The sequence below is a fragment of the Nocardia sp. NBC_01730 genome (assembly GCF_035920445.1).
In the GTDB taxonomy this organism is placed as follows: Bacteria; Actinomycetota; Actinomycetes; order Mycobacteriales; family Mycobacteriaceae; genus Nocardia.
The window spans coordinates 5,898,295-5,916,414 of sequence record NZ_CP109162.1; the positions used below are offsets into that span (position 1 = coordinate 5,898,295).

At 68.0% G+C, this 18,120-nt stretch carries 11 protein-coding genes; 4 read left to right on the forward strand and 7 right to left on the reverse strand.

Annotated elements, in window-relative coordinates; translation table 11 throughout:
- Positions 1 to 32: 32 nt before the first annotated feature.
- On the reverse strand, positions 33 to 2,843 hold the full coding sequence (locus OHB12_RS24680) for an FAD-binding and (Fe-S)-binding domain-containing protein (protein ID WP_442800130.1): 2,811 nt from the start codon (positions 2,841 to 2,843) through the stop codon (positions 33 to 35).
- Positions 2,844 to 3,534: 691 nt separating this feature from the next.
- Between OHB12_RS24680 and OHB12_RS24685 the strand changes: the two genes are divergently transcribed.
- Positions 3,535 to 5,415 (forward strand): ABC transporter ATP-binding protein, encoded by a 1,881-nt coding sequence (locus OHB12_RS24685; RefSeq protein ID WP_327111083.1) that lies wholly within the window; start codon positions 3,535 to 3,537, stop codon positions 5,413 to 5,415.
- A 51-nt stretch (positions 5,416 to 5,466) separates the two neighbouring features.
- On the opposite strand, the gene OHB12_RS24690 is transcribed toward OHB12_RS24685, so the two are convergent.
- Positions 5,467 to 6,981, reverse strand: a complete 1,515-nt coding sequence (locus OHB12_RS24690) for an alpha/beta hydrolase (RefSeq protein WP_327121400.1) — start codon at positions 6,979 to 6,981, stop codon at positions 5,467 to 5,469.
- 109 nt (positions 6,982 to 7,090) lie between these two features.
- Complete coding sequence (locus OHB12_RS24695; protein ID WP_327111085.1) at positions 7,091 to 7,810, reverse strand: TetR/AcrR family transcriptional regulator; 720 nt, start codon at positions 7,808 to 7,810, stop codon at positions 7,091 to 7,093.
- 125 nt (positions 7,811 to 7,935) lie between these two features.
- Here OHB12_RS24695 and OHB12_RS24700 point away from each other — a divergent pair, with 125 nt between their 5' ends.
- Complete coding sequence (locus OHB12_RS24700; protein WP_327111087.1) at positions 7,936 to 9,459, forward strand: DHA2 family efflux MFS transporter permease subunit; 1,524 nt, start codon at positions 7,936 to 7,938, stop codon at positions 9,457 to 9,459.
- Between the two features lie 60 nt (positions 9,460 to 9,519).
- Here OHB12_RS24700 and OHB12_RS24705 read toward each other — a convergent pair whose 3' ends face one another.
- From OHB12_RS24705 to lon, 4 genes are all read right to left on the reverse strand, one after another.
- Complete coding sequence (locus OHB12_RS24705; protein WP_327111089.1) at positions 9,520 to 10,515, reverse strand: oxidoreductase; 996 nt, start codon at positions 10,513 to 10,515, stop codon at positions 9,520 to 9,522.
- A 46-nt stretch (positions 10,516 to 10,561) separates the two neighbouring features.
- Positions 10,562 to 11,632 (reverse strand): DNA polymerase IV, encoded by a 1,071-nt coding sequence (locus tag OHB12_RS24710; RefSeq protein WP_327111091.1) that lies wholly within the window; start codon positions 11,630 to 11,632, stop codon positions 10,562 to 10,564.
- A gap of 183 nt (positions 11,633 to 11,815) precedes the next feature.
- The gene (locus tag OHB12_RS24715; RefSeq protein WP_327111093.1) at positions 11,816 to 13,417 is read right to left on the reverse strand and encodes an FAD-dependent monooxygenase; all 1,602 of its coding nucleotides are present in this window, start codon (positions 13,415 to 13,417) and stop codon (positions 11,816 to 11,818) included.
- Between the two features lie 368 nt (positions 13,418 to 13,785).
- On the reverse strand, positions 13,786 to 16,215 hold the full coding sequence (gene lon, locus OHB12_RS24720; RefSeq protein WP_442800131.1) for an endopeptidase La: 2,430 nt from the start codon (positions 16,213 to 16,215) through the stop codon (positions 13,786 to 13,788).
- Between the two features lie 244 nt (positions 16,216 to 16,459).
- Between lon and OHB12_RS24725 the strand changes: the two genes are divergently transcribed.
- Positions 16,460 to 16,921, forward strand: a complete 462-nt coding sequence (locus tag OHB12_RS24725; RefSeq protein WP_327111097.1) for a MarR family winged helix-turn-helix transcriptional regulator — start codon at positions 16,460 to 16,462, stop codon at positions 16,919 to 16,921.
- Between the two features lie 388 nt (positions 16,922 to 17,309).
- A complete protein-coding gene (locus OHB12_RS24730; protein WP_327111099.1) occupies positions 17,310 to 18,101 on the forward strand; it encodes a TIGR03084 family metal-binding protein in 792 nt (263 codons plus the stop codon).
- Positions 18,102 to 18,120: the final 19 nt, after the last annotated feature.

Consider the following 18,120-nt stretch of genomic DNA (forward strand, 5'->3'; position numbering starts at 1 on the left):
CCGCGGTCAGTCGCGGCGGGTGCGCGAAAGTCTCATTGTCCCAAGAGGAACTGAGCGAGATGCCGACCTCGACGCCCGGCCATGGCAACGGCCTGGGTGCGGCAGGAGAATCCGTCGGCGAGGAGGATCGCGTCGCCTCCCGCAGTACGCAACGCGGGCAACATGCCATTCTCGGCCACCGCGACCGAAATGTCGTAATGGCCGGTTTGCATTCCGAAGTTTCCCGCCATGCCACAACATCCAGTGATTTCATTCACGTTGACATCCATGTTGGCTAATATTTGGCGATCGAGATCGAACCCCAGAATCGCGTGCTGGTGACAATGCGGTTGGACCACCACCGACTGCCCGGTCCGCAATGGCGGGCGCCAGTTCGGCTGCTCGGCGAGGAACTCGGCCAGCGTGCGCACGGCCGCCGCGACAGCGGCCGACCGCGGGTCGTCCGGAAGCAGTTCTGGTAGGTCCGCGCGCAGGACCGCGGTGCAGGACGGTTCCAGTCCGATCACGAGGCCGCCCGCGCGCACGTGCTCGTCCAGCGCGGCCGTGGTGTCGCGCAGCCGGGCACGGGCGCCGTCGAGCTGCCCCGTGCTGATCCAGGTGAGACCACAGCAGACACCGCGCTCCGGAATCCGGACACGGTAGCCGAGCGCGGTCACCAGACGGGCCGCGGCCAGCGCGATCTCCGGGTCGAAGGCATTGGTGAAGGTATCGATCCACAACATCACCTCGCCGGAGCGATCCTCGGATCGGCCACGGGCAGAGCGGGCCTCGAGCCGATCGGGTGCGTCCGCCGACTCGGCGAGCCGAGCGCCGTCGTCCAGGTCACGCCATATGCGACGGAAACTGCGTTCGGCGAGGCGCGGCACGTCACGGTGCGGATCGATTCCCGCCGCCCGCAGTCCGAGTCGGCGCAGCGCGGCACGACCGGCCAGTGCGTTGACGACCCGCGGCATCCGGCTCGCGACGGCGAGCCACCGCGGCAGCCAACCCAGCGAGTAGTGATCGCGCGGGCGCGGGCGATGGCGGTAGCGGCGGTGCAGCGCCTCCGACTTATAGGTGGCCAGGTCGACGCCCGCCGGACAGTCCGAGCGACACGCCCGACAGGACAGGCACAGATCGAGCGATTCGGCGACGGCCTGCGACGACCACGGCAGCGCACCCCGGACCACTTCCTGCAGCACTCTCGCCCGCCCTCGCGTGCTGTCCTTCTCGTCCCTGGTGGCAAGGTAGGACGGGCACATGAAACCGCCGTCGGCGCGGCACTTGCCCACGCCGACACAACGATGGACGGCTGTGCTCAGATCGCCGTCGTCGTGTGGGAACCCGTACCCGTCCGACGACCCGACACCCGGCAGCCCGGCGAGCCGCAGATCGACATCGATCGGACGCGGCGCGACCAGGACACCCGGGTTCAGCACGTCACCAGGATCGAACAACGCCTTGTACCTCGCGAAGACGTCGAGCGCTGCGCGGGAGTACATCACCGAGAGCAGCTCCGAGCGGGCGCGTCCGTCGCCGTGCTCGCCGGAGAGCGAACCGCCATGCCGCACGACCAGCTCGGCCGCGTCGAAGAGGAAGGCACGAAAACGCTGCGGCGCGTCGGCGATCGGCAGGTCGAGGCGAACGTGGATGCAGCCGTCGCCGATGTGCCCGTAGAGCAGGCCGTCCACATCGTGGTCTCGGGTCAGCGCGGCGAAATCGCGCAGGTAGGCGCCGAGCCGCTCAGGTGGAACGGCGGCGTCCTCCCACCCCGGCCACGCCGGGCGTCCGTCCTGTGTGCGACCGGCGAGTCCGGCGCCGTCGGCCCGAATCTGCCAGAGTGCAGCGGCAGCAACAGAATCGGTGACGATCCTGGCGTCGAGTGCATCCGCGGACCGGCACAGCCGCTGTGCCACCGCCACCGCCTCCGCCTGCGTCGCACCCGCGGTCTCGACGAACAACCATCCACCGCCGGGTGGCAGTTCGGGGACCCGGCCCCGATGGGCGCGGACCACGTCGACCAACCGCGCATCGATGCCTTCGACCGCGATCGGCGCGCAAGCCATGACGGCGGCGACATCATCGGCCGCGGTGGCGATGTCGGGGTAACCGAGCACGGTGAGCACGGTCGCCGCGGGCAGCGCGACCAACTCGACCGTCGCGTCCAGTAGCAGGCCACAGGTGCCTTCGCTGCCGACGAACGCCTTCGCCGCCGACGCGCCCCGCTCGGGCAGAAGATGTTCGAGACCGTAGCCGGAGGCCTGGCGGCTGAAACGGCCGAGATCGGTGCGCAACACCGCGAGATGCGCCCTGGTGAACCCCGCGAGCCCCGGCACCACCGACAGGTCGGCGGCCAGCCTGCGCTCCGTGCGGTTGCCGTCCAGAATCCGCAGCTCACGTACGGTGTCGGAGGTGCGCCCCCAGGCGACGGCCCGTGGCCCGCAGGCGTTGTTGCCGATCATGCCGCCGAGCGTGCAGCGATTCTGCGTCGACGGATCCGGTCCGAAGCGCAAGCCGAGCGGGCGCGCCGCGGCCTGCAACTGCGAAAGCACCACACCTGGTTGCACCGTGGCGACGCGCGCCGCCGGATCCAGCGCCAGAATCCGGTTCATGTGCCTGCTGAAGTCGAGCACGAGCCCGGGGCCGATCGCGTTGCCCGCCACCGAGGTTCCTCCGCCGCGCGCGGTTACCGGCAGGCCGTGATCACAGGCGAACTCCAGCGTGGCCGCCACGTCCGCGTCGGTCTTGGGAAAAACGACCGCTGCGGGGAGAACACGGTAATTCGAGGCGTCCGAGGAGTACTCCGCGCGGCGGCGTGCGGAGGTGTCGACCTCACCCGCGATCCTGGCGTGCAGTGCCGCCATCCGGTTCTCGGTCACCTGGCCAGCCTAGAAGCTGTGTTTGTTGGCCGCGCGGGCGCGGCGTGTTCGCGGCCCCCTAATGGCTCGCGTCCGAGCGACCGCCGCTGGCGACTTCGTCGCGGACACGGCGGCCGCTCGGACGCGAGCCGGGCCGCGAACAGGCAATGCTCGGTCTCGCTGCGCTCGGAACTGGGAGTTGAGCCGATGTGGTTGCGTAGAGGCGGTATCGGCGGCACAGGGGTGTGCCTCGCTCGGATGGCTCGCAACTGGGGTGACTGCCACTGGCGACTTCGTCGCGGACACGGCGGCCGCTCGGACGCGAGCCGGGCCGCGAACAGGCAATGCTCGGTCTCGCTGCGCTCGGAACTGGGAGTTGAGCCGATGTGGTTGCGTAGAGGCGGTATCGGCGGCACAGGGGTGTGCCTCGCTCGGATGGCTCGCAGCTGCGGTGACTGCCACTGGCGACTTCGTCGCGGACGCGGCGGACACTTGGCCGCGAGCCATGCCTCGCCTTCGCTCGGCCAGGCGCGGGCTGATGACGGGCAGAGTCCGGTGCGCCTGATCGGCGCGGCGGCCGGTTTCGCTTTCGGCGGAATGCGGTCGCGCCCGGAATCGACTTGAACTCAACCGCTGTTGAGGTCTTAGTGTCGGTGGCCATGGCTTTGATGGGTGGGGAGCGAGAGGGAGAAACGACGTGAGTATCGAATCCGTGGCGTGGAGCCAGATGTACCGGCGGGCGAACGCGCCGCAGGAGCAGCGGCCGTTCCGACTGGCCACCGCCGAGCGGATCATCCGGTTCGCCGTGCCGCATCGGCGACGGATCGGCGCGTTCCTGCTGTTCAGTGTGTTGTCGGCGGTGCTCGCGGTCGCCACGCCGGTGCTGGCGGGTCACGTGATCGACGACATCGTCGGCGGGGCGGCGCCGCGCGTGGTGGTCACCCTGGCGCTGGTGATCGGCATGCTCGCGGTGTTCGACGCGGGACTCGGGCTGGTGATCCGCTGGCTGTCGTCCCGGATCGGCGAGGGACTGATCCTCGACCTGCGCACCGCCGTGTTCGACCACGTGCAGCGGATGCCGGTCGCCTTCTTCACGCGGACCAGGACCGGTGCGCTGGTCAGCCGCTTGAACAACGACGTGATCGGCGCCCAGCGCGCGTTCAGCGACACACTGTCCGGGGTAGTGGCCAATCTGGTGACTCTCGCGCTCACGCTCGGCGTGATGGTCAGTATCTCGTGGCAGATCACGCTGCTCGCGCTGGTATTGCTTCCGGTGTTCGTGGTCCCCGCGCGCAGGATGGGCAGTCGCCTCGCGAGCATGCAGCGCGAGGCGGCCGGGTTGAACGCGGCGATGAGCACCCAGATGACCGAGCGGTTCTCCGCGCCCGGCGCGACGCTGGTGAAGCTGTTCGGCCGTCCGGAGCAGGAATCCGACGAGTTCGCGCTGCGAGCGCGCCGGGTGCGCGACATCGGTGTGCGCACCGCGATGCTGCAGACCGTGTTCGTCACTTCCCTCACGCTGGTGTCGGCGCTCGCGATCGCCTTGGTGTATGGGCTCGGCGGCTGGTACGCCCTGCGCGGACAGTTGGACGCGGGCGCGGTTGTGTCGCTGTCGTTGCTGCTGACCAGGCTCTACACGCCACTGACCGCGCTGGCAAGCGCGCGGATGGAGATCATGGCGGCGCTGGTGAGCTTCGAGCGGGTGTTCGAGGTGCTCGATCTGAAGCCGCTGATCGAGGACGCGCCTGGCGCGAAGCCGGTGCCGGAGGGACCGGTCGCGGTGGAGTTGGACGAGGTGAGCTTCGGCTACCCCTCGGCCGACAAAGTGTCGCTGGCCTCGCTCGAGGACGTGGCGAATCTGGACACCCGCGGCGGGGTGGAGGTGCTGCACCAGGTGTCGCTGCGTGCCGAGCCCGGCCAGCTGATCGCACTGGTCGGGTCGTCGGGCGCGGGAAAATCCACTGTCGCCCAGCTGGTTTCCCGGCTATACGACGTCGACGGCGGTGCGGTGCGGTTGAACGGCGCCGACGTGCGCGAACTGACTACCAGGTCGATCCGGGAGACGGTCGGGCTCGTCACCCAGGACGGGCACCTGTTCCACGACACCATCCGGGCCAATCTGCTGCTCGCCCGGCCGGAGGCGACCGAGGACGAACTGTGGGACGCGCTGGAGCGCGCACGGCTGCGCGATCTGGTCACGTCGCTGGCGGACGGTCTGGAAACGGTGGTCGGCGAGCGCGGCTACCGGCTCTCCGGCGGTGAGCGCCAGCGCCTGACCATCGCCCGGCTGCTGCTCAAGCAGCCGCGGGTGGTGATCCTGGACGAGGCGACGGCGTCGCTGGACTCGACTTCGGAAGCCGCCGTGCAGGAGGCGCTCGCGGAAGCGCTGGACGGCCGGACCGCCCTGGTGATCGCACACCGCCTGTCCACGATCCGCGCGGCTGACCAGATCCTGGTGCTGGAGGACGGTCGAATCGTGGAGCGTGGCACCCACACTCAGCTGTTGGCCGCCGACGGTCGCTATGCGGAGTTGTACCGCACCCAGTTCGCCGACGAAACCGTCACAGTCGCCGCTTGACCGATCCGCCGGCCCGGATGAGACCGATCATCCTGCGTCGTCGGTGTCCGCCTAAAGCGGTGACTGATCCGCATAGCAGGTGATATCGGCATCCGGCATAGTTCCCGCGCTGAAGTATGTGTTGATCGCGTTGTTCACGCAGCTGCTCAGTTCGGGCCGGAACGTCATGTGGATACGGACATCCTGCAGCGTCACCATGCGCGACTCGGACAAATCCTGATGCAGTCGAACGCCATGGGCATAAGGAGTCCGGGCATCTCCCGTCGCCTGCACGATGAGCGCGGGCACCGAATTCCGGACCACAGTCGGAGGTTCGACCGGCCGAGGCCAGAAGGCGCACGGCTGAATGTTGTTCGCCATTGCGCCGAACACCGGCTGCGTGGCACGGGTTTCTTCGATGTTGCGCCAGTACCAGGTGGGATCAATCGGTGCTCCGACATCTCCGCAGGCGATCTGCGCCAGCACCGAGTTCTCGTTGTCGCGCAGCGCCGCCACTATGGCGCGAAGTCGGGGTGTGCGCGACGTAGTGGGCGGACCACCCGCGGCATCGGCGATCTCTCGCACGGTGGCGGCCATCGCTTCGTTCAGCCGAAAGTTCGTCAGCAATCCGTGCAGGATGAACGGAAGCCAGTGATCGTCGATCGCAAACCCATCGATGACAATCGGTTGACGTGCGGCGACCCGAACGAGCTCCTCGATCTTTGCCCGCACCTGCTGCGGAGTGGCACCGAAATGAAATTCGTCATCCCGGATGGCGACCCACCCGGCCCAGTCGTCCAGCGCGATCTCGTCCGCCGGACCCCAATCCTGAACCAAGCCCTCCCAATACCGGTCAGGATCGATCGCACTGTCCAGCACTACCCGATCACTGCGCTCGGGGAACATCTGCGTGAACACAGCCCCGAGGTAGGTGCCGTACGACAAGCCGAAGAAGTTGATCTTCTCCTCACCCAGGGCACCTCGCACAATGTCGATGTCGCGCGCGGTGTTGCGAGTAGTGAACTGCCGCAGCTTGTTCGGATCACGAATCAGGCAGGTCGCGGCCATCCCCCCGGACTGAACGGTGTCGTGCACGAATCCGAGCAAATCAAGACCTGCCGACCGAATCATCTCGCCTACCGGCCACCCGCACCGCGGACTCCGACCGGATTCGCCGACCCCGCGCGGATCCATGCCGATCAGGTCGTAACTCGCCAAGACCTCCGGCGACAGGACATCACCGAGCAGATCCAGACTGTCAAGACCCTCCGTACCCGGACCGCCTGGATTGGACAGCAGAATTCCCCGCCGCCGCGCCGGATCGCCGACCTTCACCCGCGAAATCGCGACGGTCATCGTGCGATCGTCGGACTTCCCGTAGTCGAGCGGCACCAGTACATCCGCGCACTCGCCACCGGCCTTGTCTACATTCTCGACGCCGCACGGCTTCCACTCGAGCCGCTGGTGATAGAACCGGTCCAACCCGATCGGGTGCGAGTCGTCCACCGGGTCGGCCTGGCTGTACGCAGGCACAGCCATCAGCAGGGACACCGCCACTACAGACATCGAACGCCAGAACAGGTTCACCAACAACAGACTTCGCCTCTCGACATAAGCGATCACGCAGATTGGTGCGACGTGAACCGTAGCCGATAGGGCGGTTCGGTTGTGGTAGCCCACACCCTCTCAGGGTGAGTCAAGCATTTCGGCGCGCATCGAGTCCGACCAGCACGCGGTCCAGCCCGTAGTGGAACTTCCGCTCGCGCATCTCCGCCGGGTCCCTGTTCCAATCGGCCTGCTGAACTCTCGGGAACTCCAGCGCCGCTTGCTCTGCGGCGGGCCGGAGATCGGCGATCAGCTCTTTCTCGGTCTGTCCACTGCGCGCCAGCATGCTCAGCCATGCCGCCTCGGTGATACCCATGCCCACCACGTAGCTGATCACCGTGCCGATGCCGTCGCTCGCCTCGTCGCCGGGGAATCCTCCCGCTTGGAACAACCCGACCATGCGATCGTTGAGCCGCATCACGTTCGGGCCCAGGTAGGACAGGCCGACCTGGCCGAGCGTCGAGGCCATCCACGGGTGCCGCAGGATCATCGCGCGCAGGCTCTGCGCGCACTCCCGCGTAGCCGCGCGCCAGTGCGTCGGATCGTCGATCTCCGGAACGCTGATCTCCCCGTACACCTCGTCGACCACCAGCTCGACGAGCTCGTCGCGATTGGCCACGTGTCGGTAGAGCGAGGTGGCGCCCGCGTTCAGACGCGCACCGAGCTGGCGCATACTCAGCGCCTCCATCCCCTCCGCATCGAGCAGCGCGACCGCTTCGACCACGATCTGTTCCCTGGTCAGGGCCGGCTGTTCCCTGCCGCGCCGCGGGCGCGTCCACACCGAACCCAGCTGCTGTTTCTCCACGGGCATATCGACTCCTTCCGTTGCGACCAGCCTAGCGCACGACGTTCGCACTTGCGAACGTCCAAATTTCATGCGTACAGTGTTCGCATTACGAGAACTTCGTACGCAACACTGCTGGAAGAGGGTTTCCGATGGACGCGACACCGACCCGCGAACCGAAGCGCTGGTGGATACTGATCGTGCTGTGCCTCAGCACACTGGTTCTGGTCATCGACAATTTCGTCCTGGCCGTGGCGGTGCCGCCGCTGGCCGAGGACCTGAACGCGACCGCGCAGGACATCCAGTGGATCCTGGACTCCTACATCCTGGTCTTCGCGGGACTGCTGCTCACCGCGGGCAGCCTGGCCGACCGATTCGGCCGACGCCGGGTGATGGTCATCGGCCTCGCCCTGTTCGGGTTCGCCTCACTGGGGGCGACGCTGGCCGCGAGCCCGATCGAGATGATCGTGGCCCGCACCGTGATGGGCGTCGGCGGCGCGCTGGTGCTTCCGAGCACGCTGTCGATCCTGATCACGGTGTTCGACGACGAGGAGCGGCGCAAGGCGATGAGCTTCTGGAGCGCCGCGTCGGTGCTCGGCTTGGTCGGCGGCCCCGTGCTCGGCGGCGTGCTCATCGCGCACTTCTGGTGGGGCGCGGCGTTTTTGATCAACATCCCGGTCGCGGTCCTCGCCATCGTCGCAGCGCTCGTGTTGATGCCGGAGTCCAGGGGGCCGCGGACCGCACCCGACCTGCCCGGCGCCGTCCTGTCCATGGTCGGCATGACCGCACTGGTGTGGACCATCATCGAATTCCCCAAGGGCGGTTTCGATCATGCAAGCACCCTGATCACGCTCGCCACCGCCGTCGTAGCACTGACCGCCTTCGTGATCCGGGAGAAGCGGGTGGCCAACCCGATGGTTCCGCTGAGCCTGTTCCGCAACCGCGATTTCAGCGGCGGCAGCCTGTCGCTGACCCTGGTCCAGGTGGCCAACGGCGGTCTGCTGCTGGTGCTGACCCAGTACCTGCAATTCGTACTCGGCTACTCGCCGACCGAGGCGGGCCTGGCGTTCATCCCGATGATGGTCGCGTCCATCGTGTTCAACGGGCTTGGCGCGGGGCTCGGCAGCAAGGTCGGCAACCGGACGCTGGCCGTCACCGGCATGCTGATCTCAGCGGTCGGACTCGGCCTGTTGGCCGGCATGTCCGCCGACAGCGGCTTCGGAATGCCGGCCGTCGCGCTGGTGGTGCTCGGCGCGGGTGCCGGTCTCGCGCAGCCCGCGGCCATCGCCGCGCTGATGAGTGCGGTGCCGCAAGAGCAGGCCGGTGTCGGGTCCGCGCTGAACGACACCATTCAGCAGGCGGGCGCCGCGCTCGGCATCGCCGTCCTGGGGAGCATCCTGTCGAGCACCTTCACCAGCAGCATGCCCGAGTCGACGCCGGAACTCGCCAAGCACTCGATCACGGACGCTCTCGCCCTCGCCGCCAGGACCGGGAACACCGAACTCGTCACCACCGCCCGCGATGCCTTCACCTCCGCCATGTCGACCAGCTTCCTCGCGGGTGGGGTCGGCATCCTGGCCGCCGCGATCGTCGCCATGTTCCTCATGCGCAACACCAGGTCCGCGCCCGTCGAGCAGGTCGGCGAGACCGCCGCGGTGGGGGTGCGGGCCGAGTAGCCTGCCACGAAGCCCGGCTCGACCGAATCGAGCCGGGCTTCCTGGCAGGTCGGTGGACGATCAGAATTCGCCTGCGACGCCGAGCACCGTTCGACCCGAGTGGGTTCCGTTCTTGATCGAGTGCAGCACCCGCTCCGCCTCGGTGATCGGCGCGTAGTTCTCCAGGGTCGACAGATGCTGCGGGCGCAGCTCGTTGCCGAGCCGGGACCACAGTTCACGGCGCTTCTCGATCGGGATGTTGACCGAATCGATGCCGAGCAGCGAGACCCCGCGCAGGATGAACGGCATCACCGTCGTGGGCAGGTCGGACCCGCCGGTGAGCCCGCTGACCGCGACCGCGCCGCCGTAGCCGATGGCGCTGAGGACGTAAGCGAGCGAGGTGCCGCCGACGCTGTCGACCGCCGCGGCCCAGCGCGCCTTGGTCAGCGGCCGCGGCTTGGCGCTCGGGTCCTCCGGCAGGCGGCCGATCAGCTCGTTGGCGCCGATCTCGCTGAGCAGCCCGCCCGCGCCGATTTTGCCGGTGGAGGCGATGACCTCGAACCCGAGGCCGGAGAGAATGTCCACGCTCACGCTGCCCACGCCACCGGTCGCACCGGTCACCAGCACCGCGCCGTCGTCCGGGGTGAGGCCACGGTCGAGCAGGGACTGCACGCTCAGCGCCGCGGTAAAGCCCGCGGTGCCCAGCGCGGCGGCATCCCGCGGGCTCAGCCCCTCCAGCTTGACCACCCAGTCGGCAGGCACCCTGGCGTATTCGGCGAAACCGCCGTTGTGGGCGACACCGATGTCGTACCCGTGCGCGACCACCAGGTCGCCGGGCGCGAAGTCGTCGTCGGAGGACGAGACCACCTCACCGGTGAAGTCGATGCCGGGCACGATCGGGTAGTTGCGGACCACGCCGCCACCCTTGGTGATCGCCAGGCTGTCCTTGTAGTTCGCGCTCGAGTAGTGCACTTTGATCGTCACTTCGCCCGGCCCGAGGAACTCCTCGTCGACCTGCTGCCGGGTCAGGACGATCCCGCTGTCCGATTCGTGTGCCACCATCGCCCAGAACTCCATGCCGACGAGCATACGAGCGCGGAGCCCGGTGCCGGGGGCGCCACGACTACTCCGGGAGGAGTTCGAGCCGGACGCCGAGCAGTCGAACCGGGCGGTCGAGCTCGAACCGATCGATGATGTGCAGCGCGGACTCGGCGATCCGCGCGACGTCGATGGTCGGTTCGGGCAGTTTCTCCTGCTTGCTGCGGGTGTAGAAGGAGTTGGTGCGCACCGTCACGGACACGCGGGTACCGACCCGGCCCGCGGCGGCCATCTCCTCGGCGACCTCGGTGGCCAGCCGCGCCACTTGGGCACGGATCTCGCCGGGATCGGTGAGATCGTGCGGGAATGTCTCGGATTTACTGCGGCCCACGGGAACTCGCGACTCAGTGGTGACATCGGTGTCCCCCTTGCCGTGGCCGAGCACCCAGAGATGCGGGCCGGTGTTGGGCCCGAACTCGGCGGCGAGGCGATGCCGGTCCGCTGCCATCAGATCGCCGACAGTGTCGATGCCCAGGTCGGCCAAGCGGGCGGCGATTCGATTGCCGATGCCCCACAGTGCGTTCGTCGGGCGGTGGGCCATCACCTCAGCCCAGTTTCCGGCGGTCAGCCGGAAGACGCCCGCGGCTGCACCGGCGCCCGTGGCCGGTTCGGCCGACGACTTGCCCGACGACTTGGCGAAGCCGGTGGCGAGTTTGGCGGTGAGCTTGTTGTCGCCGATGCCGATCGAGCAGGTCAGGTGCAAACGGGCAATGGCGGCGCGAATCTCGCGTGCGAGACCCTCCGGGTTGTCGGTGTCGGCGGCGAGGAACGCCTCGTCCCAGCCCCAGACCTCGACTCGGCCCGGGAAAGTCCGCAGCAGGGACATGACCTCGTCGGATGCCTCCTCGTATGCGGCCATGTCCAGTGGAAGAAACACACCCTCCGGGCACTTGCGCTGGGCGCTGCGCAGCGCCATCCCGGCCCGCACACCGAACGCACGCGCTGGATAGGACGCGCACGTCACCACCTTGCGCGGCTCGGTGGGGTCGCCGTGCCCGCCGACGATGACCGGCAGTCCGCGCAGTTCCGGATGGCGGCGGAACTCCACCGCCGCTTGGAACTGGTCGAGATCGACGTGCAACAGCCACCTGGCCATATGCCGTTCTTACCGCAGTGGTCCGACAAGCCGTCGGAATTCCGGCGGGATCGATCACCGTTCCGCACAGCGACAGACGCGCTGCTGGGCTGATCATGCTTCCATCGAGGGATGGACCGAGCTCGCCGCCGCACTGTTGTTCATCCAGGAACACAGACCCAGCGGTACGCCGACGCGGCGGTACTAGGCGGACGTGGCGGCGCGGACATCGGCCTCGGTCCGGCCCGTGAGCGTGCGCACCACGGCCGTGAGTGAGGCAGGGGACAGACCGGCGTCGGAACGCGCGGCGACGACGCCGTCCGGCCGGACGATCAGCGCACCCCCTTCCGGCAGTCCGGTGCGCGCGGACCACAGCTCGGCGGGCAGCGCGTCCACGGTGAGTTCGAAGCCGTGGTCACGCTGCGCTTCCGCCGCTGCCGCATGCCACGCCGCCGCGGCTCCCGCGACGAGAATCGCGAAGCCTGGGCCGGCGAGGTCGAGGGTGGAGACCTGTACGTCCGCATCGATCCACAGGTGGGGCAACCGAGTACCGACCTGACCGGTCAAGGTGTCGACATGCGACGCGGATTCGCCGCCGAGGACCGCGTTCGAGCAGTATCGGAACCGGCTCATGACGGTGCCGAAATCCGTTTGCCGCGCCAGTTCGTCGGCATTGTCGGCGGTCGGCAGGCCGTAGCGGGTCGCGAAATCGGTTCCGAGACGTGCCTGTTCGGCGGCGATGAGCGCACGCGGCCTTCGCTCGTCCCGGTAGCTGTCCAGGAGTGCGTCCCCTGCGACACCTGACAGCACCGCCGCCAGTTTCCACACCAGGTTGTGGACATCGGCGATTCCGGTGTTCGCGCCGTAGCCGCCCCATGGCGCGTGCCGGTGCGCCGCGTCGCCGACCAGGAATACCCGACCGCGTCGGTATTCGTCGGCGACGAAAACTCCGGTGTCCCAAGCACTTTTCGCAAGTACACGGACCGGGATGTCGGGCGCGCCGATCGCGGCCCGAATCAGGGCAGCACACCGATCGTCCGGGTAGTCGGCGGGTGTCTGGACGGTCGGGTCGAATTCGAGGTGGAACGACCACTCGTCGGTGTTGTTCTTGGACAACACCAGGCACCGCACGTCGTCGTTGCGAATTTCGCACTGGCTGAAGGTGCGGCCGCCGAGCACCTCGGTGAGATCGACGTGGACGAACGCGTTGATGTAGTGGTGCGTAGGCGGCAGATCCCAGCCGCCGATGCCCAGTGCCCGGCGGATCGAGCTCCCCGCTCCGTCGGCAGCGAGCAGGTAGTCGGCCCGCACGATCGATTCGCCGGAGTGATCACGCAGGGTTGCCGTGACGCCCTCGTCATCCGCACGGAACGCAACCAGCTCGGCACCGAAACGCAGATCGCCGCCGCGCTCCCGGGCCGCCGCGGCGAGCAGCGGTTCCAGCAGTACCTGCGGCGCGAAACAGAACTGCGACGGGCTGGGTTCCGCGGACGCGAGCGCCCGATACAGGCCATCGAGATTCAGCGGCGTCGCGGTCCGCAGCGTGGCACCCCGGCTTGCGCCGCCGAACGCGCCCGCCTTCAGCGCCGTCGCGGCCAGCTGCTGGACGCGGCGCTCGAGGCCGACCTGCCGGAACAGCTCGACGGTCCTGGTGTGCACCCCGCGCGAACGCGGCAGCACCGAGGCTTGCTCGCGGCGCTCGACGAGAAGATAGGGGACACCGTGGTATTCGAGAAACAACGCGGCGGACAGTCCGACCAGACCTCCGCCGACAATCAGAACAGGTACATGGTGCACAGTGGTCATGTCGCCAGACTGCGCGGCGGCACTTGCACCGGCCTTGCGCGCCGATTGCGCGCGACCTGAACGACCTCGGCAACAGTGATATGGCGGCTGCGGTCGACTACCGAACCACCATTTCCCTATCCCCGGTGTCAGCCGAGCGTCTGCCCTCGACGCGGCGCGCGGCGTCAGCGCTACAAGGCGGACAAGCACGCCGAGGCAGACCGCACCACGCCGATTCGCGCCGGCAACAGGTCAAGGATCCGCCGCACCGTGGCGACGTTGTCGCGTCGATGTTCACTTGGGATGACAGCAGAGAGTTGTCGCGCACTCGGCACACACGAATGAGCCGGGCACGGAAAGATTCCGTGCCCGGCTCGGTTCGGCGTTTGTCAGGCGCTGGCCGCGAACGCCGGGCGTTCCACGGCCGGTTCGGCGACCGGCTCGATGGCGTAGGCCAGGATGTCGGCCACGTCGGCGACGGGGCGGACATCCAGTGCGGCAAGCACTTCCGCGGGGACGTCGTCCAGGTCCGGCTCGTTGCGTGCCGGGATGAACACCGTCTTCAGCCCTGCCCGCTGGGCGGCGAGCAGCTTCTGCTTCACGCCGCCGATCGGCAGCACCCGCCCATTCAGCGTGACCTCGCCGGTCATGCCGACATCCGAGCGCACCTGACGATCCAGCGCCAGCGATACCAGAGCGGTGACCATGGTGACGCCCGCGGACGGCCCGTCCTTGGGCACCGCACCCGCCGGGAAATGGATGTGGATATTGCGATCCAGTACCGACGGCTCGATGCCGATCTCCTCCAGGTGCGAGCGCACGTAGGTCAGCGCGATCTGCGCGGATTCCTTCATGACGTCGCCGAGCTGGCCGGTGAGGATCAGCGAGCGCTCGCCCTCGGCGGCGTTGGCCTCGATGTAGAGGACGTCGCCGCCCGCGCCGGTCACGGCGAGACCGGTCGCCACACCCGGAACGGCGGTGCGTTCCACCGAATCGGAGGTGAAGCGCGGACGACCAAGGAAGTCCTTCAGGTCGCCGAGACCGATCGTCATGGATTGCGCGGAAGCGCCACCATGCTCGGACTTCACCAGCCCCTCATAGCCCAGTTCGGAGTCGTAGGCCGATCCGACCGGAGTGGTTCCGTCCTCGGACTTCACCAGCGCGTCGTAGCCGAGTTCGGGGTCGTACCCCGATCCGGTGGGAACGTTTCCGCCCTCGGACAGCCGGGTCGCCGCCTTACGCAGTGCCTTCGCGATCAACCGCTCCATCTGCCGGACACCGGCTTCCCTGGTGTAGTTCGCCGCGATCTCGCGCAGCGCCTCCTCGTTGATGGTCACCTCGTCGGCGGTCAGCGCGTTGCGTTCCAGCTGCCTTGGCACCAGGAAGTCGCGGGCGATGGCCACCTTGTCGTCCTCGGTATAGCCGTCGACGGTGATCAGCTCCATCCGGTCCAGCAGCGGGCCGGGGATGGTCTCCATCACGTTCGCTGTGGCGATGAACAGCACGTCGGACAGATCCAGGTCCAGATCGAGGTAGTGGTCGCGGAATGTGTGGTTCTGCGCCGGGTCCAGCACCTCGAGCAGGGCGGCGGCCGGGTCGCCGCGGAAGTCGGAGCCGACCTTGTCGATCTCGTCGAGCAGGACGACGGGGTTCATCGAGCCCGCCTCCTTCATGGCGCGCACGATCCGACCGGGCAGAGCCCCGACGTAGGTGCGCCGGTGACCACGGATCTCGGCTTCGTCGCGCACTCCGCCGAGGGCGACGCGAACGAACTTGCGGCCCAGCGCCCTTGCTACGGACTCGCCAAGCGAGGTCTTGCCGACGCCGGGCGGGCCGACCAGCACCAGCACCGCGCCGGAGCCGCGTCCGCCGACGACTTCCAGGCCGCGGGCGGCTCGGCGGGACCGGACGGCCAGGTACTCGACCATGCGGTCTTTGACCTCGTCGAGGCCGTGGTGGTCGGCGTCCAGGACCGCGCGGGCCGCCGAAACGTCGGTGCTGTCGGTGGTTTTCACCGCCCACGGCAGCTCCAGCACGGTGTCCAGCCAGGTCCGGATCCAGCCGGATTCCGGGCTCTGATCGCTGGCCCGCTCCAGCCTGCCGACCTCGCGCAGCGCTGCCTCGCGGACGTTGTCGGGGAGGTCGGCCTGCTCCACGCGGGTGCGGTAGTCGTCGGCGCCGTCGGGCTCGTCCTCGCCGAGTTCCTTGCGAATGGCGTTGAGCTGCTGGCGCAGCAGGAACTCGCGCTGGCTCTTCTCCATGCCCTCGCGGACGTCTTCGCTGATCTTCTCGGTGATCTCGGCCTCGGCGATGTACTCCTTGGTCCACTCGATCAGGGTGGTGAGCCGCGTGGCCACGTCGGGGGTTTCGAGCAGTTCCCGCTTCTGCTCGGCGGTCAGGTACGGCGCGTAACCGGCGGTGTCGGCGATCGCCGACGGGTCGCTCAGCTGATTGACCGTGTCGATGATCTGCCAGGCTTCGCGGCGCTGCAGCACCGAGACGACCAGCTTCTTGTACTCGGCGGCCAGTTCCTTGGTCCGGCCATCCGGTGCGGGAGTCTCGACCGGCTCGGCCTCGACCCACAGCGCGGCGCCGGGTCCGGTGACCCCGTGTCCGATCTTGGCGCGCCGTTCGGCTTTCAGCACGGCCGCCGGTGCTCCACCGCGCATCCGGCCGACCTGTTCGATGGTGGCGACCACACCGTAGGCGGCGTAGCCCTCGGTCAGCCGCGGCGCGAGCAGCACGGCCTCGGTCTTGGCGGCGCGTGCGGCGTCGATCGCGGCCTGCGCGGATTCGTCCAGTTCGATGGGCACGACCATGCCCGGCAGCACGATCGGATCGGTCAAGAACAGCACCGGTAGGTTCTGTGGTGTAGTCACGTGTTCGACCCTTCCAAAAGTTGAGCGATGCCTACTCAACCCCGGTGTTCCCACGTTTGTTCCGCCCTGCTCAGCTCGTTCGCTTCGAGCGAAAACCGTGGGTTCGCGTGGCCGTTGGTCGGCTTGGCCACGCGGATAAATGTTGTGTGATCTGATTACACAACATTTAAAGGAGGAGGATCGCGTGCGGCGAGCTGAGGAACTGCGCTATCTCGTCTTGGCCATTCAGCGCGAGGGAAATCGGATACTCTCCGCGGATCTGCGGCCGTTGGGTTTGACCCCTTCACAGGCCGAAGTTCTCCGGGTGCTGACCGATCACCAACCACTGGCCCTCGCCGGGCTCGGCGAACTGCTGGTCTGCGAGACCGGCGGTAGCCCGAGCAGGCTTGTCGATCGACTGGTCACTATGGGCCTGATCAAGAGGGAAGCCGCGCTCGACGATCGCCGCCGGATCACGCTCACACTCACAGCGGAGGGAGATCGACTGTCGTCCGAAGTCGCCGAGATCGAAGAACGGCTGTATCGGACAATCGACGAGGTCACGGACGGCCGATCCGTCGATGCGGCCCTCGAGCTGATGCGAGGCTTCGCCCGCTATTTTCCCGCCGTGCAAGCTGTCGGGCGCCGTGCCGCCCGTCGGAGTTGACCCGGCGGTCGAAGTTCGTCGTCGACCTGATCACTTTCCCGATCTTCAGTGCGCTGGCGGGCTGGCTGACCAACTGGACCGGCGTGCTGATGCTGTTCTGGCCGGTGCGGTTCCGCGGCGTCCGAGTTCCCGGCCTGCACGTGCTCTATCCCTACTTCCCGCGCCGGTCGAGCAGGACACCTGGCTGCTCTACCTACACGGCGCGGCCCTCTGCTTGGTCGTCGGCACCGCGCACCTGGTCGTTTTCGGCTGATAGCCGGGCCGAGCACCGCTCGGCCCCAGAGTGGGGGAAAATACAAGCACGCACGCTTGCATCTTTCTCGGCCCGCTGCGAAGCTGGACCGCGGCGGCACCCCGAGGCGGTGTGCCTCGATCGGCAGGGGAATGGATGGCTGACCTCGAAGCACTACTCGGCGATTTCGCCGCCGAATGCGCGGATCTGGACCGACTCGTCGCCCCGTTGGCGCCGGCGGACTGGGCGCGGCCGACGCCGGCGTCCGGCTGGACCATCGCGCACCAGATCGGCCATCTGGCCTGGACCGACGAGCTCGCGACCATCGCCATCGCGGACAGCGGCGGCTTCCAGAAGCTGGTAGCCGACGCCGGGCCGCGTGCACTCACCTTCGTCGACGAAGCGGCCGAGGAAGCCGCGGCCGCACCGCCCGCCGAACTACTCGACCGGTGGCGGCACGGACGCACGACCTTCACCGATGCGTTGCGCGCGGTACCCGCGGGCGTCAAGCTGCCCTGGTTCGGTCCGCCGCTGAGCGCGGCTTCGATGATCACCGCCCGCATCATGGAGACTTGGGCGCACGGGCAGGACGTGGCCGATGCCCTCGGAGTCGCCAGGACTCCCACCACGCGCCTGCGCGCCGTGGCGCACATCGGCGTGCGGACCAGGAACTTCGCGTACACAGTGCGCGAAAAGATCCCGCCCAGAGTGGAATTCCTGGTTGAGCTGACGGCGCCCGATGGCGCGATCTGGTCTTGGGGTCCCGTGGACGCCATTCAGCGAGTAGTGGGACCCGCAGTGGACTTCTGCCTACTGGTGACGCAGCGCCGCCATCCGGACGACCTCGCGATCGAGGTGCATGGAGAGGACGCCGCCGAATGGCTCACTATCGCACAGGCTTTCGCGGGTCCGACGGGAAAAGGCAGGACAGCGGGCCAGTTCGCCTGACCCGCTGACACCCGACCCG